The sequence below is a fragment of the Geodermatophilus sp. SYSU D00700 genome, from assembly GCF_054050255.1.
This window is the reverse complement of sequence record NZ_JBJGZA010000002.1, coordinates 325,841-346,464: the sequence shown is the minus strand read 5'-3', so window position 1 is coordinate 346,464 and position 20,624 is coordinate 325,841. Positions and strand designations below refer to the sequence as shown.

Here is a 20,624-nt window from a genome sequence, read left to right as displayed (position 1 = left end):
CCCCCCCCCCCCCCCCCCCCCCCCCCCCCCCCCCCCCCCCCCCCCCCCCCCCCCCCCCCCCCCCCCCCCCCCCCCCCCCCCCCCCCCCCCCCCCCCCCCCCCCCCCCCGGCTCGGCGCCCCGGACGTGCCGAGATCGCGTGATCTCGGCACGTCCGGGACCTCCGGTCAGCCCGGCACGTAGTCGAAGGTGTCCGGGTCGGGGCCGGTGCGCTCGCCGCGGTCGAGGGCGGTGATCGCGGTCATGTCGCCGGCGTCGAGCTCGAAGTCGAACAGGGCGAAGTTCTCCTCGATGCGGCTGCGGGTCACCGACTTGGGGAAGACGACGTCGCCGCGCTGCACGTGCCAGCGGAGCACGACCTGGGCCGGCGTCCGCCCCACCTTCTCGGCGACCTGCACGACCACCGGGTCGTCGAGGACCTTGCCCTGGGCGATCGGCGACCAGGCCTCGGTGACGATCTCGTGGTCGGCGCCGAACGCCCGCACCTCGTCGTTGGCGAGGTAGGGGTGCACCTCGATCTGGTTGACCGCCGGCCGCACGTCGGTCTCGGCGAACAGCCGGCGCAGGTGGTGCGGGTTGAAGTTGGAGACGCCGACCGCGCGGCACCGCTCGCCGGCGTAGATCTCCTCCATCGCCTTCCACGTCTCGACGTAGTCGATGCCGATGGTGGGCAGCGGCCAGTGGACGAGGAACAGGTCGAGGTACTCCAGGCCCAGGTCGTCCATCGTCTGGTCGAAGGCGCGCAGCGCGTCGTCGCGGCGGTGGAAGCCGTTGTTCAGCTTGCTGGTGACGAAGACCTCCGACCGGTCGATGCCCGACTCCCGGACGGCCTGGCCGACCTCCTTCTCGTTGCCGTACATCTCGGCGGTGTCGATGTGGCGGTAACCGACCTCGAGCGCGTTGCGCACGGCCTCGACGGTGTTCTCCGGCTCGATCTGGAAGACGCCGAACCCCAACTGGGGGATCTCGACGCCGTTGTTGAGTCGGATCGCGGGCACGCTGGCCACGGGGGCTCCTCTCGCTGGTGACGGACGGGGGGCGCCGCGCGCTCACCTGGGCACGGCCTGCCGGTCCTCCGCCTACCCGGCAGCCCCGGGCTCAACCCGCCGTCAGAAGTAGTCGAGGAGCTGGGCGGGCGGCCCGCAGGCGAGCAGGTCGAGCGCCGCCGGGTCGTCCGGGCCGGACACCAGCCCGGCCAGCGCCGCCGCGCGGCCGCCGGAGACGCCGCAGTAGAGCTGGGTGAAGCCGCGGACGTCGAGCACGAGCCCCGGCTCGCGACCGGGACGGCGCAGCTCCCCCGCGCCGTCGGCGAGCTCGAGCTCCCAGGGACCGGCGTTCCCGGGCACGACGGGGTCGAGCAGCGTGAAGGCCACCCGCCCGCGCACCGAGCCCGGCCAGCCGCGGTCGGCGACCGCCCGGACGACGTCGACCGGGCGCTGCATGAACGCCGTGCCGGGGCCGGCCGCCGAGCGCTCGAGCGGCAGCGCCCCGGCCACCGCGTCGCCGGCCAGCAGGGGCACCCGGACGGTGCGGGTCACGGTGCGCCACCCGGCGAGCACCCCGACCAGCGCCTGCGCGGCGCCGGCGGTGACCGCGACCAGGTCGTGGACGGTGAGCAGGGCCTCGGGGCCGTAGCCGGCGCCGCGCTCGTAGACCAGCGCCCCGGTCGGGACGCCGTCCTCCTCGGCCACGGTGACGCCGTCCACCCCGTCGGGCCACCGGCCCTCGTGCGGCAGGTCGAAGACGCCGCCGCGGCGGACGAGCAGCCCGGCGCGCGGGCGGGCCAGGGTCTCGTACAGGTCGGCGACCACGGCGAGGTCGGCGGGTTCACCCGGGCGGACCGTCACCCCGGCCACCGGCGCCGACGGGAGCGAGGCGGTGTCGAGGTCGGCCCGCTGCAGCGCGCCCACCACCTCCCACCCGAGCCGGCGGTACACCGCCGACACGGTCGGGTACAGCGCGCTGACCGCGGCGCCGCGCTCGCGCCCGCGGGCGAGCAGGTCGGTGAGCAGCGCGCGGGCCACCCCGGCGCCGCGGTACTCGGGCAGCACGGCGACCCCGCCGACGTCCGCCGTCGCCACCGTCCGGCCGCCCCACCACTGCCGGTGGCCGACGTCGGTGGCCTTGCCGACCAGCCGGCCCCGTCCGTCGAAGGCGCCGAGCCGCAGCAGCCCGTCGAGCGGCCGCAGCGCCCAGTCCGGCGCCGTGGCCGGTCCGCCGAAGGCCAGCCGGCCCAGCTCCCACGCGTCGGCGAGCTCGTCGTCGGCCAGCGGCCGGACGACGACGGTCACACCGGCACCCGCTCGGGCGCCTGGCGCAGCAGCGGCGCCCCGGACAGCCCGATCAGCCCGGCCGCGGCCGCGGCGAGCGCGGGGACGGCGAAGGCCGCCTGCGCGCCCCACGCGTCGACGGCGGCGCCGGCCAGCGCCGAGCCCGCCGTGACCCCGACGGTCAGCCCGGTGTTGGTCCACGACAGCGCCTCGGTGAGCGCCGACCGCGGCACCCGGGACTCCACGAGGGAGGCGCCCGACACCAGCACCGGCGCGACGGCGAGGCCGGCGAGGAACCCGGCGCCGATCAGCAGCGGCAGCGACGACACCGCCCACAGGCCCTGGGCGGCCACGCCGAAGGCGACGGCGGTGCCGAGGAACCGCGCGGCCAGCGAGCCGGGCAGCCTCGCGACCCCGTAGGCCAGGCCCGCGACCAGGCTGCCGCCGGCGTAGAGCGCCAGCGCCAGGCCGGCCAGCGCGGGCTGCCCGCTCTCCTCGGCGAACGCCACGACGACCACGTCCATCGCGCCGAAGACCGTGCCGACGCCGAGGTAGGCGGCGCAGACGACCAGGACCGCGGGCCCGAGGGCGGCCCGGCGCCGGCGCCCGCCGTCGACCGGCACGGCGGCCACGACCGGCTCGGTGTCCCGCTGCCGCGCCAGCCACAGGCCGCCGACGGTGCCGAGGACGACGCCGGTCGTGAACCCCGCCGCCGGGTCGATCAGGGTGGCGAGCACGGTGACCAGCGGAGGCCCGACGACGAAGACGACCTCGTCGACGACCGACTCGAAGGCGAAGGCGGTCTGCCGACGCTCGGCGTCCGCGAGGGCGGCCGCCCACCGGGCCCGCACCAGCGCGCCGATGTTGGGCAGGCTCGCGCCGGTGAGCCCGGCCAGGGCGAACCAGGTCCAGGTGGGTGCCTCGGTGACGACGACGCCGACGAAGGCCAGGCCGGTGACCAGGTAGGCGACCATCGCCAGGCGCAGGACCGCGCCCTGGCCGCGGCGGTCCATGGCCCGGGCCCACTGCGGGCCGGCGACCGAGGCGACCAGGGCGAGGGTGCCGGAGACGGCGCCGGCCAGCGCGTAGCTGCCGGACTCGCCCTCGACGAGCAGGACCGCGCCCAGGCCCAGCATCGGCAGCGGCAGCCGGGCGACCCACCCGGCGAGGGAGAACCACGCGGCACCGGGGACGGCGGTGAACAGGCGGGCGTAGGGACCGAGCAGGGGTCGGAGGACGGTGCGGGGGGACACGGGCTTCTCGCGCTTCCTGGCCACAGGCGAGTGCGGGACTGCCCGCCGGACTCTCGGGTGGCGACGCGACCGTAACAACGGCGGGCGTCCCCGTCGTCCGGGTTTCGGAGCGTGTGCGTGTCGTCACCGCCGGTGCATGAAGCTTCATGCACTCTGTGCGGCGCCCGCCCCGCCGACCCGAGGAGCCCCGTGGCCCCGACCCCCCTGCAGCGCCCGGCCCGCCCGCTGCCCCCGCGCCTGCTGCTGGCCCTGCTCCCCGCCCTCCTGACCCTCGCGGCCCTCCTCGTCCCCGGCACCGCCTCGGCCTCCGGGAGCGACGACGGGGGCACCGGGACGTCGAGCGGTGGCGACTTCGCGGTCACCGTCAACGGCCGGACGTCGAACCCCGGCCCCGGCAACGAGTTCCGGCTGCGCGACACCACCCCGACCGGGCCGATCGCCGTCCGCGGCCGGCACGTCACCTACACCCTCGACCCGGCCACCCTCGGCGTCTACGACTACACGCTGACCGGCGCCCCGGACCCGCAGCGCATGGTCACCGCACAGACCGTCGTCTTCTCCTCCAAGGTGCCAGTGCTCACCGCCGCGCAGCTGCGCGGTGTGCGGATCAGCGAGCTGCGGCTGCGCGACGACGTCCTGGTGGTCTCGTTCAGCACCGCCTCCGGCGGGAAGTTCAAGGTCCAGTCCAAGGACGCCCCGCAGGGCGGCATCTTCCAGATGGAGCAGGAGTTCGGCACGGCCGTCGAGTACGTCCACACCCTCGGCGCCGGTCTCCACTACTTCGTCAACGAGTACACCGGCAAGGTCAACTTCGGCGACGGGATCGCCGCCGACGCCACCCACCGGATGCTGCTCGGCAAGGACAGCCCGCAGGTGGCGACCCGGCTCGAGCAGACGGCGACCACGAGCCGCTGGTCGGTCGCCTCGGGCGGGCGGATGGGCGGCGTGCTCGGGGAGGACGCGGTCGAGCTGTCGGCCGGCGCCACCAACTGCACCTCCGACTGCCAGGCCCGCAACCGCATCCAGGGCTCGGTGCCGGTCCCGCCGGACCCGACCGCACCCACCCCGATCGGCTGACCGCCCCGCCGGCGTGCAACGTCGGTGCAGCCCCCGCATCCGCGGGCGCGGCCGGGATCGCCCGGTCGTGTCCGCGGATGCGGCGTCTCGGGGGGCGGCACGGTCGGCACCGGCGACGTCGTCCCCTCCCGCGCATACATTCCTCTCGTGAGTGCCACCCCGCTGCCCGACCCCTGGACCCGTCCGGCCGACGGCGTCCCGGGGACCGGCGGGCTGGTCGACCGCCACGGCCGGGTCGCCACCGACCTGCGGGTCTCGCTCACCGACCGCTGCAACCTGCGCTGCTCCTACTGCATGCCCCCCGAGGGGCTGCAGTGGCTGCCCAAGGTCGAGCAGCTCACCGACGACGAGGTCGCCCGGCTGGTGCGCATCGGCGTCGAGCAGCTCGGCATCCGCGAGGTCCGCTTCACCGGCGGCGAGCCGCTGCTGCGCCCGGGGCTGGTCGGCATCGTCGCGGCGGCCACCGCGCTGCACCCGCGGCCCGAGGTCAGCCTCACCACCAACGCCATCGGCCTGGCCCGCGTCGCCCCCGCGCTCGCCGCCGCCGGCCTGGACCGGATCAACGTCAGCCTCGACACCCTCGACCGGGAGCGGTTCCGGCAGCTGACCCACCGCGACCGGCTCGACGACGTCCTGGCCGGCCTGCGGGCCGCGCAGGAGGCCGGGCTCACCCCGGTGAAGGTCAACGCCGTCCTGCTGCGCGGCCTCAACGAGGACGACGCCGTCCCGCTGCTCGACTTCTGCCTCGAGCAGGGCTACCAGCTGCGGTTCATCGAGCAGATGCCGCTCGACGCCCACCACGCCTGGACCCGCGGCGAGATGGTCACCGCCGAGGACGTCCTGCAGCGGTTGTCGGCGGCGCACGAGCTCACGCCCGACACCGGGGAGCGCGGCTCCGCGCCCGCCGAGCGGTGGCTGGTCGACGGCGGCCCGGCCACCGTCGGGATCATCGCCTCGGTGACCCGCTCGTTCTGCGGTACCTGCGACCGCACCCGGCTCACCGCCGACGGACAGGTCCGCAACTGCCTGTTCGCCCGCGAGGAGTCCGACCTGCGGACGGCGATGCGCGCCGGCGCCACCGACGCCGAGCTGGCCGACCGCTGGCGGATCGCCACGCTGGCGAAGCTGCCCGGCCACGGCATCGACGACCCGAGCTTCCTGCAGCCGAGCCGGCCGATGTCGGCCATCGGGGGCTGACCGGTGACCCCGACCGTCACCGTCCGCTACTTCGCCGGGGCCCGCGCCGCCGCCGGCGTCGACACCGAGACCTGCGCGGCCGGCACGCTCGACGAGCTGGTCGGCCGGATCGTCGAGGCCCACGGCGAGCGCCTCGAGCGGGTGCTCACCGCCTGCTCGTTCCTCGTCGACGGAACGCAGACGCGCAACCGCGCGTTGCACCTGTCACCCGGGGCGGTCGTCGACGTGCTGCCCCCCTTCGCCGGAGGCTGACCGTCCCCCTGTGAGCAAGCCTCACCATACGAACCCCTCCCCGCTCCCCCGGAGCTGCTCGTGATCGAGTGGCTGCTCGTCCTCGTCGGCGTCGTCCTGGTCCTCGCCTGCGCTGCCTTCGTGGCCTTCGAGTTCTCCCTGGTGACCGTCGACCGGGCCACCGTCGAGCGGGAGGCCGCGGCCGGCGTGCGCGGGTCGGCCGGTGTCCTCGCCGCGCTGCGGACCCTGTCCACGCAGCTCTCGGGCGCCCAGCTGGGCATCACCGTCACCAACCTGGCCATCGGCTTCGTCGCCGAGCCCTCGATCGCGGCCCTGCTGCGGGGGCCGCTGGAGTCGGTGGGCCTCTCCGGGGGCGCCGCGCGCTCGGTGTCGATCACCCTCGCGCTGGTGCTGGCCACCGCGCTGACGATGGTGTTCGGCGAGCTGGTGCCCAAGAACGTGGCCATCAGCGAGCCGCTGCGCACCGCCCGCGCCGTGGCCGGCTTCCAGCGCGGCTTCACGCGGGCCACCGCGCTGGTCATCCGGTTCCTCAACGGCTGGGCCAACGCGACGCTGCGCCGGCTGTTCGGCGTCGAGCCACAGGAGGAGCTGGCCTCCGCCCGCTCGCCCGACGAGCTGACCTCGCTCGTCCGCCGGTCGGGCCGGCAGGGCACGCTGCCGACGGAGACGGCGACCCTGCTCGAGCGCGGGCTGGCCTTCGGCGAGCTGCGGGCCAGCGACGCCGCGACCCCGCGCACCCGCATGACGACCGTGCTCGACGCGGCGCCGGTCGCCGAGGTGCTCGCCGCGGCGCGCGACTCCGGCCACTCCCGCTTCCCGGTCGTCTCGGCCGCCGGCGTCGACGACGTCGTCGGCATGGTCCACGTGAAACACGCCCTCGCCGTCGCGCGGGACCGGCGGGCCGCCACCCCGGTCTCGGCGGTGATGCTGCCGCCGCTGTTCGTGCCCACCTCGCGGCGCCTGGACGACCTGCTCGGCGACCTGCGCCGCGGCGGCCTGCAGATGGCCGTCGTCGTCGACGAGTACGGCGGCACCGACGGCGTCGTGACCGTCGAGGACCTCGTGGAGGAACTGGTCGGCGACCTGGCCGACGAGCACGACGAGGAGGCCGGCGACGACGTCGTCGCGCGCGGCGACGGCACCTGGTCGGTGTCGGGGCTGCTGCGGCCCGACGAGGTGGCCGCGGCGACCGGCCTGTCGGTCCCCTCCGACCGGCACTGGGAGACCGTCGGCGGGCTGGTGCTGCACGTGCTGGGCCGCATCCCCGAGGTCGGCGACCGCATCGAGGCCCGGCCGGTCCTGCCGCCCGAGCTGGCCGCCGAGGCCGAGGGCCTGCCCGCGGGCGTGTGGGTGCGGGTCGAACGGGTCGACGGCACCCGGGTGGAGCGGGCGGTCGTGGGCGAGCTGCCCGCCACCACCGGCGAGGAGGACGAGGACCGTGGGTGACTGGGTCGGCGTGCTGGTCGCCGTGGTGCTGCTGCTGGCCAACGCCTTCTTCGTCGGCGCGGAGTTCGCGCTCATCTCGGCGCGCCGCTCGTCGATCGAGCCGCTGGCCGAGGCCGGCTCGCGCCGCGCCCGCACCACGCTCGCGGCGATGGAGCGGGTGTCGCTGATGATGGCCGGCGCGCAGCTGGGCATCACCGTCTGCTCGCTGGGCCTGGGCGCCATCGGGGAGCCCGCCGTGGCGCACCTGCTCGAGCCGGTCTTCGCGGCGCTGTCGGTGCCCGAGGCGCTGGTGCACCCGATCTCGTTCGTCATCGCGCTGACCGTCGTCGTCGCGCTGCACGTGGTGATCGGCGAGATGGTGCCCAAGAACCTGGCGCTGGCCGGTCCCGACCGCGCCGCGCTGGTGCTCGCCCCGCTGCTGGCCGCCGTCGTCACGGTGCTCAAGCCGGTGATCGTGACGCTCAACGCGCTGGCCAACGGGGTGCTGCGGCTGTTGGGCGTCCAGCCCAAGGACGAGGTCACGAGCGCCTTCACCCGCGACGAGGTGGCCGGGCTCATCGGCGAGTCGCGCGCCGGCGGCCTGCTCGACGAGCGCGGCTTCGAGCTGCTCACCGGCGCCCTGGGCCTGGAGGAGCGCGACACCCGCTCGGTGCTCATCCCCCGCGCCGCGCTGACCGTCGTCGCGCCCGGTGACGACACCGCCGCCGTCGAGCGGGCCGCGGCCGCCACCGGCTTCTCCCGCTTCCCCGTGGCCGACGGCGACCGGCTGCTGGGCTACGTGCACGTCAAGGACGTGCTGGTCGCCGACGGCGCGCCCGAGCCGCGGGTCCGCGACATCACCCGCCCGCTCCCGCGCGTCGCCGCCGACGACGACCTGCGGCGCACGCTGGGCGTGATGCAGGCCGGCCGGGCCCAGTTCGCCGCGGTCACCGACGGCGGCCGGGTGGTCGGCGTCGTGGCGCTCGAGGACATCCTCGAGGAACTGGTCGGCGAGATCCGCGATGCTGCACACCGGGGTCAGGAGAGGACGGGAGCACGATGAGCTTCATCGACAGGACGAAGGCCAAGGCCGAGGAGCTGCTGGGCCGGGCCGAGGAGCTGTACGGCGAGACGCACGGCGACGCGGCCGCGCAGGTGGCCGGCGAGGCCCACCGGCTCGAGGCCGAGGTCGAGCTGGAGGAGGAGCGCGCCGAGGAGGCCGGCCGACGGCACGGCGGGACCCGGCCCACCGACGAGGACGGCCAGACCCCGGTCGGCTGACCGGCGGTCAGCCGCCCAGGCGCAGGGCCACCAGCGCGACGTCGTCCTCGGGCCGGCCGTGCACCAGCCGCTCGATCACCTCGTCGCAGAGCTCGTCGAGGGGGCGCCCGGCCAGGTCGGTCACCGCGTCGGCCAGCCGGGCCAGCCCGGTGTCGAGGTCGACGTCGCGGCGCTCCACCAGGCCGTCGGTGTGCAGCAGGACCGTGCTGCCGCGCTCCAGGACCAGCGCGCTCTCGTGCCGCGGGCTGTCCGGGTCGACGCCCAGCAGCAGGTCGCCGGGCACCGGGGGCAGGTCGAGCAGCCGCCCGGCGGGGTCGAGGACCAGCGGGGGCAGGTGGCCGGCGCTGGACCAGCACACCCGGGCCCGGCCGGCCGCCGCCTCCTCCGGCGTCTGCTCGAAGCGGGCCACCGCCGCGGTGGCGTAGGTGTCGACCGCCAGCGTGGCCATGGCGCGGTCCAGGCCCCGCAGCACCTCGGCCGGGCCGGCGTCGCTGTAGGCGGCGATGCCGCGCAGCAGCGACCGCAGCTGGCCCATCGCCGCGGCCGCCTCGGTGTCGTGCCCGACGACGTCGCCGATGACCAGCGTCGTCGCCCCGGCCGGCTGGGCGAAGGCGTCGTACCAGTCGCCGCCCACGCGGGCCGCCTCGGCGGCTGGGGTGTAGCGGACGACCAGCCGGCCCAGCCGGGACCCGCGCGGCGTCGTCAGCAGGCTGCGCTGCAGCGCCTCGGCGAGCTGTCGCTGGCGGGCGAACAGCCGCACGTTGTCCAGGGCCAGCCCCACCCGGCCGGCGACCTCGCGGGCGGTCACGGGGTCGACGCGTGAGGTGCTCGCCCCGGTGCCGGAGAGGAACGTGAGCGCGCCGATCACCCGCGCGCGGCCGGGCAGCGGGACGGCGAGCACGTCGGGACCGCCGAGCTGCCGGTAGAGGGCACGCGCCTCGGCGTCCAGGATGGCCGCGAGGACGTCGGCGCCGTCGGCCTCCACCGTCTCGCCGGCCAGTGCGCGGACCACCGGCGCGGCGGCCGGCATCCCGGGCAGCCGGACGGCGGCGTAGCGGCGGAGCAGGTCGCGGCGGGCCGGGTCGCCGTGCCACGAGCCCAGGTCGCGGGGCCGGCCGTCGTCGTCGAGGACGGTGAGCAGGCACGCCTCGCCGAGCTCGGGCACGACCAGGCGGGGGATGCGCCGCACCGCTTCGGTGAGGTCGAGCGTGCCGGTCAGCTCCGCCCCGACGCGGGCGAGCAGGGCCAGCCGGTCCTGCGCGGTGCGCCGGGCGGTGGTGTCGGAGAAGTACAGGGCCAGGCCGTTCCCGAGCGGGACGGCGCGCACCTCGAACCAGCGGTCGAGCGGCTCGGGGTAGAAGGCCTCCACCGTCCGGGCCCGGCCGGTGGCCAGCACCTCGCGGTAGGTGCGGCCGAACTCGCTGTCGACGTTGAACGGGAACGACTCCCAGAAGCAGGCCCCGACGAGCTGGTCCCACGTCCCGCCGACGACGGCCTCGCCCGCGCCGTTGACGTAGGTGATCCGCCAGTCGCGGTCGACGGCGATGTAGCCCAGGGGCATCGCCTCGAGCACGGGATCGCGCTGTGCGTGTACCGGCACCTGCTCCCGTCCTCGCGCTCTCAGGGCACACCGGGGGACGTCGCCCCGCCCTTGGAGCCCCGGCGCATGGTGTGCCAGACGCCCACCGCCGGTCAAGGAACCCGGCCGGGTGCCGACCGGGACGTGACCTGCCGCCTCAGGGGCAGGCCACCCACTCCTCCTCGCCGTCGGCGAAGACCTGCCGCTTCCAGATGGGCAGCCGCTTCTTGACCTCGTCGACCAGTTCCGCGCAGGCCCGGAACGCCTCCCCGCGGTGCGCGGCGCTGACCGCGCAGGCCAGGGCGACGTCGCCGATGCCCAGCAGCCCGACGCGGTGCGAGACGGCGACCGCCCGGACCTCGGGCCGGGCGGCGAACTCCTCGGCGAGCCCGGTGATGACCTCGCCGGCCGTGGGGTGGCCGACGTACTCGAGCTCGGTGACCGGCCGGCCGCCGTCGACGTCCCGCACGACGCCGGAGAAGGAGACGACGGCGCCGGCACCGGAGTCGGCCACCGCCTGCTCGTGCTCGGCGACCGACAGCGGCTCGTCGACGACTCGGGCGATCAGGTGGCCGGCGATCACGGGCCCGAAGCTACCCCGCCGGGCGGCACGTCGAGGTCGACCGGGTCGGCCAGGCCGGTGCAGTCGACCTCGGTGACGGCGTGGGCGGCGAGGTAGCGGCGGGCGCCCTCGTCGCCGGTCGCGGTGCCCGCCACCCCGGCCCAGTGGTCCCGGCCGAGCAGCACCGGGTGGCCGCGGACGCCGTCGTACGTGGCGACCGCCAGCGCGTCCGGCGCGGCGAGGGCGGCGACCGCGCGCAGGGCGGCCGGCGTCATGCCCGGCATGTCGACCAGCGTGACCAGCGCGGCGTCGACCCGTCCCGGCCAGCCGCGCAGGCCGTCGAGGCCGGTGCGCAGGCTGGAGGCCATGCCGGTCTCCCAGTCGCGGTTGGCCAGGACGGTCGCGCCGTCGAGGTCCGCGCTGCGCCAGACGTCGACCGCCCGCGCCCCGAGGACCACCAGCACGGGGTCGCACACCGCCCGCGCCGTCCGCACGGCCCGCTCGACCAGCAGGCTGCCCTCGTACTCGACCAGGGCCTTGGGCATGCCGTAGCGGCGTCCCCCGCCCGCGGCGAGGACCAGCCCGGCGACCGTGCTCATGCGCCCAGCGTCCTCCCGCCGATGATCAGGTGACCTGATCGTGCGGCGTCCTCCCTCGCGGTGGGACGTGAGGGAGGACGCCCTGCGATCAGGGACCCTGATCATCGACCACCCGTCTCACCGCGTGTAGACGGCGACCTCCGAGGCCTTGACCACCGCCCAGACCCGCGAGCCGGGGGCGAGGCCGAGCTCGGCGAACGCCGTCGCGGTCACGTCGGCGAGCAGCGGCACCTCGCCGTCGAGCTCGCAGCGCACCGTGGACCCGTGCGGCGTCGCGCCGGCCACCGTCGCCGGCCAGGCGTTGCGGGGGCTGCCCTCGGGCCGCGACGGGTAGAGCGCCACCGACTCCGGCCGCACCGCGACCAGGACCGGCCCCTGCGCCGGCTCGGCGACGGTGACCGCTCCCCCGCCGTCGAGGCGCACGGTCAGGCCCTCGCCGGTGCCGGGCAGCAGCGAGAGCCCGACCAGCCGGGCGACGTAGTCGGTGCGCGGGTGCCGGGCCACGTCCGAGGGCGCCCCGGCCTGCACCACCGCGCCGTCCTCGACGACCAGCACCCGGTCGGCGAGCGCCATGGCGTCGACCGGGTCGTGGGTGACCAGCACGGCGCTGCCGCCGAAGTCGGCGAGGTGCCGGCGCAGCTCGGCCCGGACGGCGAGGCGGGTGCGGGCGTCGAGCGCCGACAGCGGCTCGTCGAGCAGGAGCAGCGCCGGGTCGCCCACCAGCGCCCGGGCCAGCGCGGCGCGCTGCGCCTGCCCGCCGGAGAGCTGGCCCGGCCGCCGGTGGCCGAGGTCGGCGATGCCGACCCGCTCGAGCCACGCGGCCGCCGCCCGGCGCGCCGCGGCCCGGGTCGCCCCGCGGGTGCGCGGGCCGAAGGCGACGTTGTCGAGCACCGACAGGTGCGGGAAGAGCAGGTGGTCCTGGAAGACCATCCCCAGCGGGCGGCGGTGGGCGGGCAGGTGCACCCGGCCCCCGACGTCGTCCCACGTCGCGCCGTCGACGACCACCCGCCCGCCGTCGGGGGGCAGCAGCCCGGCCAGCACCCGCAGCAGCGTGGACTTCCCCGCCCCGTTGGGCCCGAGGACGGCGAGCACCTCGCCGTCGTCGACCTCGCAGGCGACGTCGACGGTCAGCGGGCCCCGGCGGACGACGACGTGCGCGGCGAGGCTCACGCGGCCGCCCCCGAGCGCCCGAGCCAGCGGTCCCGCAGGAGGAGCAGCGTGGCCACCGAGACGACGAGGAGGACCAGCGAGAGCACGATCGCCGCCTGCGGGTCGCGCTGCAGCGCCAGGTAGACCGCCAGCGGCATGGTCTGCGTCGTCCCCGGGAAGTTGCCGGCGAAGGTGATCGTGGCGCCGAACTCGCCCAGCGCCCGCGCCCAGCACAGCACCGCGCCGGCGGCCACGCCCGGTGCCACCAGCGGCAGCGTGACGCGGCGGAAGGTGGTCCACCGGTCGGCGCCGAGCGTGGCGGCGGCGTCCTCGTAGCGGACGTCGGCGGCCCGGAGCGCGCCCTCGACGCTGATGACGAGGAACGGCATCGCCACGAACGTCTCGGCGATGACCACGGCGGTGGTGGTGAACGGGATGGTGACGCCCGTGGTCTCGGCCAGCCAGCGCCCGATGATCCCCTGGCGGCCGAGCACGAGGAACAGCGCGACGCCGCCGACCACGGGCGGCAGCACGAGCGGCACGGTGACCAGCGCGCGCAGCAGCGCCCGGCCGCGCGCCCGCGACCGCGCCAGCACCCAGGCCAGCGGCACCCCCAGCACGACCGAGACGAGCGTGGCGAGGGTGGCCGACACCAGCGACAGCCGCAGCGCCTGGCCGACGCCGGGTGCGGTGAGCAGGCTGCCGAGCTGCGACCACGGCGTGCGGACCAGCAACCCGGCCAGCGGCAGGACGAGGAAGGCGACGGCGAGCGCCGCCGGGACCAGCAGCGGTGCCGGGGTGCGGCCGCGGGTCACGGGGAGCGGAAGCCGGCCGCCTCGAGCGCCTGCTGCCCGTCGTCGGAGAGCACGAGGTCGACGAAGGCCTGCGCCGCGTCCGGGTTGGGCGCGTCCGCCAGGGTGACCAGCGGGTAGTCGTTGACGGCGTCCTCGGCCTCGGGGAAGGCGATGCCCTCGACGGCGTCGCCGGCGGCGGTGACGTCGGTGGCGTAGACCAGGGCGGCGTCGACCTCACCGAGCTCCACCTTGGTCAGCGCCGCCCGCACGTCCTCCTCCTGGGTGTCCGGGCGCGGGGTGACGCCGGCGGCGGCGAACACGTCCTCCGACGCGGCGCCGCAGGGCACCTCGGGCGCGCAGACGGCGAGGGTGAGCTCCTCGCGGCCGAAGTCGGCCAGGCCGGTGATCCCGGCCGGGTTGCCCGCGGGGACGGCGATCTGCAGGACGTTGGCGGTGAAGACCGTCGGCTCGCCGTCGCCGAGGCCGGCGTCGGTGACCACCGTCATCTGCGCGGGGTTGGCCGAGGCGAACACGTCGGCCGGGGCGCCCTGGGTGAGCTGGGTGGCCAGCGCGGAGCTGCCGGCGAAGTTGAACTGCACGGTCAGCTCCGGGTTGTCGCCCTCCAGCTGCTGTCCGAGGCCGGTGAAGACGTCGGTGAGCGAGGCGGCGGCGAAGACGGTGAGGGTGCCGGTGAGACCGCCGTCGTCGGACGCGGACGCCGACGTGGTGCCCGATGCCTGCGCGCCGTCGTCCCCGCCGCAGGCGCTCAGCGCCCCCAGGGTCACCGCCGCCAGCACCGCCGTGCTCCGCACGCGCATCGGGTCTCCTCACCGCCGGGCGGATCCGCCGATCCGCGCCTGCGGGACGATAGCCGACGACGGCCCGGAACTGCGGCCGTGCAGACGGGCGCGGCCTCCGCAGATCCGCCAGGATGCGCACATGCGACTGTCCACGCGCAACCAGCTGTCCGGCACCGTCACCGCGGTCACCCCGGGGTCGGTGATGGCGACCGTGAAGGTGGACGTCTCCGGCCAGGAGATGACCGCGTCGATCACCAAGGAGGCGGTGGAGGACCTGGGACTGGCCGTCGGCTCGCCGGTCGTCGTCCTGGTGAAGTCGACCGAGGTGATGCTCGCCGTGGAGGACTAGGAGAAGGACCCCCTCGCCCCCCACCCCTCGCTCCGCTCGGGGCGGGCCCCTGCGAGCGGGCCGAGCCACACGATGCTGCTCACGGCACGTCGACGCTCACCTGGGTCGCCTTGACGGTGGCCACGGCGCGCACGCCGACGTCGAGACCGAGCTCGTCGGCCGCCTCGCGGGACATCAGCGAGACCAGCCGGAAGGGCCCGGCCTGGATCTCCACCTGTGCCATGACGGTGTCGCGGACGACGCGGGTGACGATGCCCGCCAGCCGGTTGCGGGCCGAGGAGCCGCGGGTGGTGCCGGGCTCGGGCGCGTCGTGCAGCTCGGTGGCCAAGCGGGCGAGGTCGGCGCCGTCGACGTGCGCGGGGCCGCCGCCCACCCGGGACGCGGGGAGCCGCCCGCTGTCGATCCAGCGGCGGACCGTGTCGTCGCTGACGCCCAGCAGCGCCGCGGCCTCGGCGATCCGGTAGCTCGCGCTCACGCCGGGCGACCCTAGTCGCCGGTACGACACTCCCCGCGGTGCCGCGGCGGCCTGGGGACCGGCACCCGCCGTCCACAGGCGTCCCGCGCCGCGACGGGCCCCGGCGCGACCATCGGGTGGTGTTCGACGACGCCTGGCTCACCGACCTCCTCCGCTTCCGCGGCGGCCTGCTGACCGACGCCGGTGTGGCGTCGGAGCTCGCGGCCACCCTGGCTGTGCACCGGCCGGGGGTCGACGTCACCGGCACTGCCACGCGCGAGCTGCTCGCCGCCCTGGCCGACACGTGGGAGCGCGGCTGGCAGCCGGCCGACGTCGTGCACCTGGCGCGGAAGGAGGCGACCGCCGCCTCGGTGCCGCTGGCCGTGGCGCTCATCGGCGAGCACGCGCGGCGCACCGGTGCGGCCGCCCGTGCACCGGATGCCTGGCTCGGGCAGCTGCGCGAGCTCGGGGTGCCTGCTGACGGCGATCCCGGGGTGGTGGGTGCCTGGCACCGCCGGGAGGGCAGACCGCCCGCGGACGCGTGGCGGATCGTGCTGCGCCTGGCCGGGCTGTTGCGGACCACCGCGCGCCTCGAGGTGCTCGTCCCTCCGCCGTCGCGGTGGGGTCCGGGCGTCCGGCACACGGTCGCCCCCGGCCCCGGGGACGCGCGGGCGCTGCGGCGCATCCGGGCGCTGCTCGACAAGGCGGAGTCCACGGAGTTCCCCGAGGAGGCCGAGGCGCTGACCGCCAAGGCGCAGGAGCTGATGACCCGCCACGCCGTCGACGCGGCCCTGCTCGACGCCGGCAGCGGGACGGCGGCGGCCGCGGCGGCCGCGACCCGTCGGGTGCACGTCGACGACCCGTACGTCCAGGCCAAGACCCAGCTGCTCGGGGCGGTCGCCGACGCCAACGGGGTGCGGCTGGTCTGGTACCGGGGCCTGGGCATCGCGACGCTGGTCGGCGTGGCCGCCGACCTCGACGCCGTCGAGCTGCTGTTCACCTCGCTGCTGCTGCAGGTCGGGCAGGCGCTGGCGGCGGCCGAACGAGCGGCGGGGCGGCGGTCGGCCTCCCGCGCCTTCCGGCGGGCGTTCCTGCTCGGCTACGCGGGCCGCATCGGCGAGCGGCTGACCGGTGCTCGGGAACGGGCCACCCGGGCGGCCGCGGCGGAGCAGGGGGTCGACCTGCGGCCGGTGCTGCGCTCGCGGCAGGCGGCCGTCGACGACGCGTTCACCGAGTTGTTCCCCGCGTGCGCAGCAACCGCAGCCGCTCGTCGGTCGACGGCGCGGGCTGGTGGGCCGGCCGGGCGGCCGCGGACTCCGCCGACGTCGGGACCCGCCGTGCGCACCTCCGGTGAGCGCCCGGCCGCACCTCCCGACGCCTCCCCACGGCGCCCCGGGCCGCCTGCCGTCCGTTTGCCGATCTCCGGCCCCGGGCAGCGGCGGGCGGTGTCCCGCACCCCTCGCGAGAACCCCGCCGGAGGCTCGGCGTCGGTCCGCACCCGCCGGTTGCGGGAGACGGCCCGCGACGTCCTCGGCTTCGATGACTTCCGCCCCGGCCAGGAGCGCGCCATGCAGGCGGTCCTGGCGGGCCGGGACACGCTCGCGGTGCTGCCCTCGGGTGCCGGCAAGAGCGCCGTCTACCAGGTGGCCGGCCAGCTGCTCGACGGTCCGGTGGTCGTCGTCTCGCCGCTGATCGCCCTCCAGCGCGACCAGGTGGAGCGGCTCTCCGAGCTCGGCGAGGACGCCGGCCGGGCCGCCCAGCTCAACTCCAGCCTGTCGGCCGGCGACCAGCACGCGGCCCTGCAGGGCGTGGAGGACGGAACGGTCCGCTACCTGTTCCTCGCGCCCGAGCAGCTGGCCAAGCCCGAGGTGGTGGCCGCCCTCCGCGACGCCCGGCCCGCCCTGTTCGTCGTCGACGAGGCGCACTGCGTCTCCGCCTGGGGCCACGACTTCCGCCCCGACTACCTGCGGCTGGGTCAGGTGGTCGAGCAGCTGGACCACCCGACCGTCCTCGCCCTGACGGCGACCGCCGCGCCCCCGGTGCGGGCCGAGATCGTCGAGCGGCTGGCGATGCGCGAGCCCGAGGTCGTCGTCGCCGGGTTCGACCGGCCCGAGATCCGCCTCGAGGTCGACCACCACGCCGACGCGCACGCCAAGCGCGCCGCCGTCATCGACCGCGCCGCCGGCGAGGTAGAGGCCGGCCGCGGCCCCGGCATCGTCTACAGCGCCACCCGCAAGGGCACCACCGACCTCGCCGACGCCCTCACCGAGCGGGGTCTGCGCGCCCGGCCCTACCACGCGGGCCTGAGGAAGGGCGAGCGCGAGGACACCCAGCGCGCGTGGATGGACGACGAGCTCGACGTGGTCGTCGCCACCACGGCCTTCGGCATGGGCATCGACAAGCCGGGCACCCGGTTCGTGGTGCACGCCGAGCCCGCCGACTCGGTGGACAGCTACTACCAGGAGATCGGCCGCGCGGGCCGGGACGGGCGGCCGGCCCTCGCCGTCCTGGTGTACCGGCAGGAGGACCTCGGGCTGCGGCGGTTCTTCGCCGCGGGCGCGCCGGCCGCGGAGGAGCTGCAGCAGGTGGCCGGGCTGGTCGCCGCCGCACCGGCGGCCGGCATCGACGACGGCGTCGACGTCCGGCAGCTGCGCGACGAGACCGGCCGCGGGGCCACCCCGCTGGCCCGCGACCTCAACCTGCTCGAGCAGGTGTCGGCCGTCGTCCTCGACGAGGAGGGCGCGGCCCACCCCGCGCAGGGGGCGCCCTCCCCCGGTGACGCCGCCGCGGCCGCCCGCGAGCTCGCCGAGCACCACGAGCGGGTCGACCAGAGCCGGGTGGAGATGATGCGCGGCTACGCCGAGACCACCGAGTGCCGCCGCCAGTACCTGCTCGGCTACTTCGGCGAGCAGCTCGAGGAGCCGTGCGGCAACTGCGACACCTGCTCGAACGGCACCGCGCACGAGCAGCCCTCCGCCGACGACGCGGACACCCCCTTCGCCCCCGAGACCCCGGTGGAGCACACCGAGTGGGGTCCCGGCGTGGTGATGCGGGTGGAGGACGACCGGGTCGTGGTGCTGTTCGAGGAGGTCGGTTACAAGACCCTCGCGCTCCGGGCGATCGAGGCGAACGACCTGCTGCGGGTCCGTGGCGCCTGACCGGCCGGGCACCTCATCGTGTGCTCACCCTGCGGAGCGGCCGGGGCGCCGCGATGATCAGCCGAGGACCGGGCGCCGCGCCCGGGCGAGAGGAGTGCGCACGTGAAGGTCCTCGGCATCAACGCCATCTACCACGACCCCGCGGCGGCGCTCGTCGTCGACGGGAGGGTCGTGGCCGCGGCCGAGGAGGAGCGCTTCAGCCGGCGCAAGCACGGCAAGCGCCCCCTGCCCTGGAGCGCCTGGGAGCTGCCCGAGCTGTCGGCGGCCTGGTGCCTGGCCGAGGCCGGCATCCGCCCCGAGGAGCTCGACGCCGTCGCCTACTCGTTCGACCCCGCCCTCATGGGCACGCCCGAGGACTCGGGTCTCTTCGACGACGGCGACACCATGCGCAAGCGGTACGCCGAGATGGCGCCGGACTTCCTCGCGCACGCCCTGCCCGGCCTCGACCCGGCGAAGGTGCGCTTCGTCAAGCACCACGTCGCGCACGCGGCCTCCGCCGGCAAGGCGGCTCCGCAGCGGGACAACGCCGTCCTCGTGCTCGACGGCCGCGGCGAGGCGCACAGCCACCTCGCCGGCCGCTACGTCGACGGGCAGCTGGAGGTCCTCGCCGGCCAGGCGCTGCCGCACTCCCTCGGGTTGATGTACGAGGAGCTCACCGACCACCTGGGCTTCCTGCGCAGCTCCGACGAGTTCAAGGTCATGGCGATGGCCTCCTACGGCAAGCCGCGGTTCCTCGGCGAGCTGTCGGAGCTCATCCGGCCCACCGGCGACGGCGGCTTCGTCACCGAGCGGATCGACTTCGCCGAGTTCGCCCCGCGCCTGGGCAAGGGCGACCAGTGGACGGAGGACCACGCCGACCTCGCCGCCAGCGTCCAGACCCGGCTGGAGGAGGTCCTGGTCGACCTCGCCCGCTGGGTGCACGAGCAGACCGGCGAGAAGACGCTCACCATGGCCGGCGGTGTCGCGCTCAACTGCGTGGCCAACACCCGCATCCTGGCCGAGACGCCCTTCGAGGACGTCTGGGTGCAGCCGGCCGCCGGCGACGCCGGCACCGCACTCGGCAGCGCCCTGCACGTGGCGCACGAGCTCGGCGAGCGCACCGAGCCGATGCCCGGCGCGGCGCTGGGCCGCAGCTGGGGCGACGACGAGATCGAGCGGTGGCTGCAGACGGCGGCCATCGACTACGAGCGGCCCGACGACGTCGCCGAGGCCGTCGCGGAGGTCCTCGCCGACAACGGCATCGTGGCCTGGTTCCAGGGCCGCAGCGAGTACGGCCCGCGCGCGCTCGGCCACCGGTCGCTGCTCGCCCACCCCGGCTTCGAGGCCAACCTGGAGCGGATGAACGACGTCAAGGGCCGCGAGCAGTTCCGCCCGGTGGCGCCGATGGTGCTGCTGGAGCGGGCGCCGGAGATCTTCAGCCGCGGCCCGGTCCCCTCGCCCTACATGCTCTTCGTCCACGACGTCGCCGAGGAGTGGCGCGACCGCATCCCCACCGTCACCCACGTCGACGGGACGGCGCGCATCCAGACCATCGACCCCGAGACCGAGCCCCTGGTGCACCGGATGATCTCGGCGTTCGAGCGGCACACCGGGCTGCCGGTCGTGGTCAACACCAGCCTCAACACCGCCGGGCGGCCGATGGTCGACGACCCGCGCGACGCCCTCGAGTGCTTCGGCTCGGCCCCGGTCGACCTGCTGGCCATCGGCCCGTTCGTCGTCCGCCGGCCGAGCCGCACGCCGCGCCCCTGACCGGTCGCCCCTCCTCCGTCCGGGGGAGGGGCGAACCGCGGCGGCCGCCCGTTGCGAAGACCGGGTGCACGGGAACCGATCGGTGACGATCCGGTAACGACCCTCCCTCGAACGGGCGGTTGTCGTTGCCGGACCGTCCCCGCCGGGTACCGCCCGACCAGCGCCCGTCAGGACGGCGGAGCGCGACGCACACGGAGGAGACGGACACCATGGCTACCACTGGCAACACCGGCGCGCGGCGGGGGACCACCTGGCCCCAGGCGCTCGCCCTCGTCTTCGGGGTGGTCTACCTCCTGGTCGGCATCGTCGGCTTCTTCATCACCGGCTTCGACGCCTTCGCCGACAACACACAGGACGAGATGCTCCTGATCTTCATGATCAACCCACTGCACAACATCGTGCACATCGTGATCGGCCTGGCCGGGATCGCCCTGTCGCGCACGCTGGCCGGCGCCCGCACCTACGGCTGGCTGCTCGCGATCGGCTACGGCGCGGCCTTCGTCTACGGCCTGATCGCCATCGGCGAGGACTGGGACTTCCTCAACATCAACGGTGCCGACAACGTGCTGCACATCGCCACGGCCGTCGTCGGCCTGGTGATGGCCCTGGGCCCGGTCAACGACCGGGTCGCGCGCCCCACGCGCGCCTGAACGGAGGGCCTCCCCGCCCCCACCGCG

20 protein-coding genes and 1 pseudogene are annotated in these 20,624 nt (G+C 76.1%); 10 read left to right on the top strand and 11 right to left on the bottom strand.

The window, feature by feature from the left end:
- Positions 1-166 precede the first annotated feature (166 nt).
- From ACI79V_RS03300 to ACI79V_RS03290, 3 genes are all read right to left on the bottom strand, one after another.
- On the bottom strand, positions 167-1,006 hold the full coding sequence (locus ACI79V_RS03300) for an aldo/keto reductase (RefSeq protein WP_456886783.1): 840 nt from the start codon (positions 1,004-1,006) through the stop codon (positions 167-169).
- 102 nt (positions 1,007-1,108) lie between these two features.
- Positions 1,109-2,290, bottom strand: a complete 1,182-nt coding sequence (locus tag ACI79V_RS03295) for a GNAT family N-acetyltransferase (RefSeq protein ID WP_456886781.1) — start codon at positions 2,288-2,290, stop codon at positions 1,109-1,111.
- Positions 2,287-3,522: an MFS transporter gene (locus ACI79V_RS03290; RefSeq protein WP_456886779.1), complete on the bottom strand. Its 1,236-nt coding sequence runs from the start codon at positions 3,520-3,522 to the stop codon at positions 2,287-2,289. Before ACI79V_RS03290 ends, ACI79V_RS03295 begins: the two co-directional genes overlap by 4 nt.
- A gap of 189 nt (positions 3,523-3,711) precedes the next feature.
- Here ACI79V_RS03290 and ACI79V_RS03285 point away from each other — a divergent pair, with 189 nt between their 5' ends.
- The 6 genes from ACI79V_RS03285 (at position 3,712) to ACI79V_RS03260 (ending at position 8,754) form a co-directional block, all read left to right on the top strand.
- Positions 3,712-4,599 carry a hypothetical protein gene (locus ACI79V_RS03285; protein ID WP_456886777.1) on the top strand — a complete coding sequence of 296 codons (888 nt, stop codon included), beginning with the start codon at positions 3,712-3,714 and terminating at the stop codon, positions 4,597-4,599.
- A gap of 147 nt (positions 4,600-4,746) precedes the next feature.
- Positions 4,747-5,796, top strand: a complete 1,050-nt coding sequence (moaA, locus tag ACI79V_RS03280; protein ID WP_456886775.1) for a GTP 3',8-cyclase MoaA — start codon at positions 4,747-4,749, stop codon at positions 5,794-5,796.
- A 3-nt stretch (positions 5,797-5,799) separates the two neighbouring features.
- Positions 5,800-6,048, top strand: coding sequence for a MoaD/ThiS family protein (locus ACI79V_RS03275; protein ID WP_456874822.1), 249 nt, complete (start codon positions 5,800-5,802; stop codon positions 6,046-6,048).
- 60 nt (positions 6,049-6,108) lie between these two features.
- The gene (locus tag ACI79V_RS03270) at positions 6,109-7,494 is read left to right on the top strand and encodes a hemolysin family protein (RefSeq protein ID WP_456874823.1); all 1,386 of its coding nucleotides are present in this window, start codon (positions 6,109-6,111) and stop codon (positions 7,492-7,494) included.
- A complete protein-coding gene (locus ACI79V_RS03265) occupies positions 7,487-8,536 on the top strand; it encodes a hemolysin family protein (protein ID WP_456886773.1) in 1,050 nt (349 codons plus the stop codon). Before ACI79V_RS03270 ends, ACI79V_RS03265 begins: the two co-directional genes overlap by 8 nt.
- Complete coding sequence (locus tag ACI79V_RS03260; RefSeq protein ID WP_456874825.1) at positions 8,533-8,754, top strand: hypothetical protein; 222 nt, start codon at positions 8,533-8,535, stop codon at positions 8,752-8,754. Before ACI79V_RS03265 ends, ACI79V_RS03260 begins: the two co-directional genes overlap by 4 nt.
- 7 nt (positions 8,755-8,761) lie before the next feature.
- On the opposite strand, the gene ACI79V_RS03255 is transcribed toward ACI79V_RS03260, so the two are convergent.
- The 7 genes and pseudogenes from ACI79V_RS03255 to modA form a co-directional block, all read right to left on the bottom strand.
- The gene (locus tag ACI79V_RS03255) at positions 8,762-10,354 is read right to left on the bottom strand and encodes a SpoIIE family protein phosphatase (RefSeq protein WP_456886771.1); all 1,593 of its coding nucleotides are present in this window, start codon (positions 10,352-10,354) and stop codon (positions 8,762-8,764) included.
- Positions 10,355-10,490: 136 nt separating this feature from the next.
- Entirely contained in the window at positions 10,491-10,916 is a 426-nt protein-coding gene (locus ACI79V_RS03250) for a molybdenum cofactor biosynthesis protein MoaE (protein WP_456886769.1), read from the bottom strand.
- Complete coding sequence (locus ACI79V_RS03245) at positions 10,913-11,494, bottom strand: nucleotidyltransferase family protein (RefSeq protein WP_456886768.1); 582 nt, start codon at positions 11,492-11,494, stop codon at positions 10,913-10,915. The genes ACI79V_RS03250 and ACI79V_RS03245 overlap by 4 nt, the downstream gene beginning before the upstream one ends.
- Before the next feature lie 117 nt (positions 11,495-11,611).
- Positions 11,612-12,067, bottom strand: a complete 456-nt coding sequence (locus ACI79V_RS03240; RefSeq protein WP_456874894.1) for a TOBE-like domain-containing protein — start codon at positions 12,065-12,067, stop codon at positions 11,612-11,614.
- 120 nt (positions 12,068-12,187) lie between these two features.
- Positions 12,188-12,631 (bottom strand): annotated as a pseudogene (locus tag ACI79V_RS03235) (ATP-binding cassette domain-containing protein); the annotation flags it as partial.
- Positions 12,632-12,660: 29 nt separating this feature from the next.
- Positions 12,661-13,458, bottom strand: coding sequence for an ABC transporter permease (locus ACI79V_RS03230; protein ID WP_456874829.1), 798 nt, complete (start codon positions 13,456-13,458; stop codon positions 12,661-12,663).
- The gene (gene modA, locus ACI79V_RS03225; protein WP_456886766.1) at positions 13,455-14,255 is read right to left on the bottom strand and encodes a molybdate ABC transporter substrate-binding protein; all 801 of its coding nucleotides are present in this window, start codon (positions 14,253-14,255) and stop codon (positions 13,455-13,457) included. Before modA ends, ACI79V_RS03230 begins: the two co-directional genes overlap by 4 nt.
- Before the next feature lie 121 nt (positions 14,256-14,376).
- Between modA and ACI79V_RS03220 the strand changes: the two genes are divergently transcribed.
- Positions 14,377-14,586: a TOBE domain-containing protein gene (locus tag ACI79V_RS03220; protein WP_456886764.1), complete on the top strand. Its 210-nt coding sequence runs from the start codon at positions 14,377-14,379 to the stop codon at positions 14,584-14,586.
- Between the two features lie 79 nt (positions 14,587-14,665).
- On the opposite strand, the gene ACI79V_RS03215 is transcribed toward ACI79V_RS03220, so the two are convergent.
- On the bottom strand, positions 14,666-15,061 hold the full coding sequence (locus ACI79V_RS03215; protein WP_456886762.1) for a TOBE domain-containing protein: 396 nt from the start codon (positions 15,059-15,061) through the stop codon (positions 14,666-14,668).
- Between the two features lie 119 nt (positions 15,062-15,180).
- Between ACI79V_RS03215 and ACI79V_RS03210 the strand changes: the two genes are divergently transcribed.
- The 3 genes from ACI79V_RS03210 to ACI79V_RS03200 all read left to right on the top strand — a co-directional run bounded on the left by ACI79V_RS03210 (position 15,181) and on the right by ACI79V_RS03200 (position 20,597).
- On the top strand, positions 15,181-18,198 hold the full coding sequence (locus tag ACI79V_RS03210; protein ID WP_456886760.1) for a RecQ family ATP-dependent DNA helicase: 3,018 nt from the start codon (positions 15,181-15,183) through the stop codon (positions 18,196-18,198).
- 102 nt (positions 18,199-18,300) lie between these two features.
- A complete protein-coding gene (locus ACI79V_RS03205) occupies positions 18,301-19,947 on the top strand; it encodes a carbamoyltransferase family protein (protein WP_456886758.1) in 1,647 nt (548 codons plus the stop codon).
- A gap of 209 nt (positions 19,948-20,156) precedes the next feature.
- On the top strand, positions 20,157-20,597 hold the full coding sequence (locus ACI79V_RS03200; RefSeq protein WP_456886757.1) for a DUF4383 domain-containing protein: 441 nt from the start codon (positions 20,157-20,159) through the stop codon (positions 20,595-20,597).
- The last annotated feature ends 27 nt before the right edge of the window (positions 20,598-20,624 follow it).

Excerpts from the sequence above, each read along its gene's own strand:
- ACI79V_RS03200 (WP_456886757.1), top strand. The coding sequence starts at position 20,157 with ATGGCTACCACTGGCAACACCGGCGCGCGGCGGGGGACCACCTGGCCC.
- ACI79V_RS03260 (WP_456874825.1), top strand. The coding sequence starts at position 8,533 with ATGAGCTTCATCGACAGGACGAAGGCCAAGGCCGAGGAGCTGCTGGGC.
- ACI79V_RS03240 (WP_456874894.1), bottom strand. The coding sequence starts at position 12,067 with ATGGCGCTCGCCGACCGGGTGCTGGTCGTCGAGGACGGCGCGGTGGTG.
- ACI79V_RS03220 (WP_456886764.1), top strand. The coding sequence starts at position 14,377 with ATGCGACTGTCCACGCGCAACCAGCTGTCCGGCACCGTCACCGCGGTC.
- ACI79V_RS03245 (WP_456886768.1), bottom strand. The coding sequence starts at position 11,494 with ATGAGCACGGTCGCCGGGCTGGTCCTCGCCGCGGGCGGGGGACGCCGC.
- modA (WP_456886766.1), bottom strand. The coding sequence starts at position 14,255 with ATGCGCGTGCGGAGCACGGCGGTGCTGGCGGCGGTGACCCTGGGGGCG.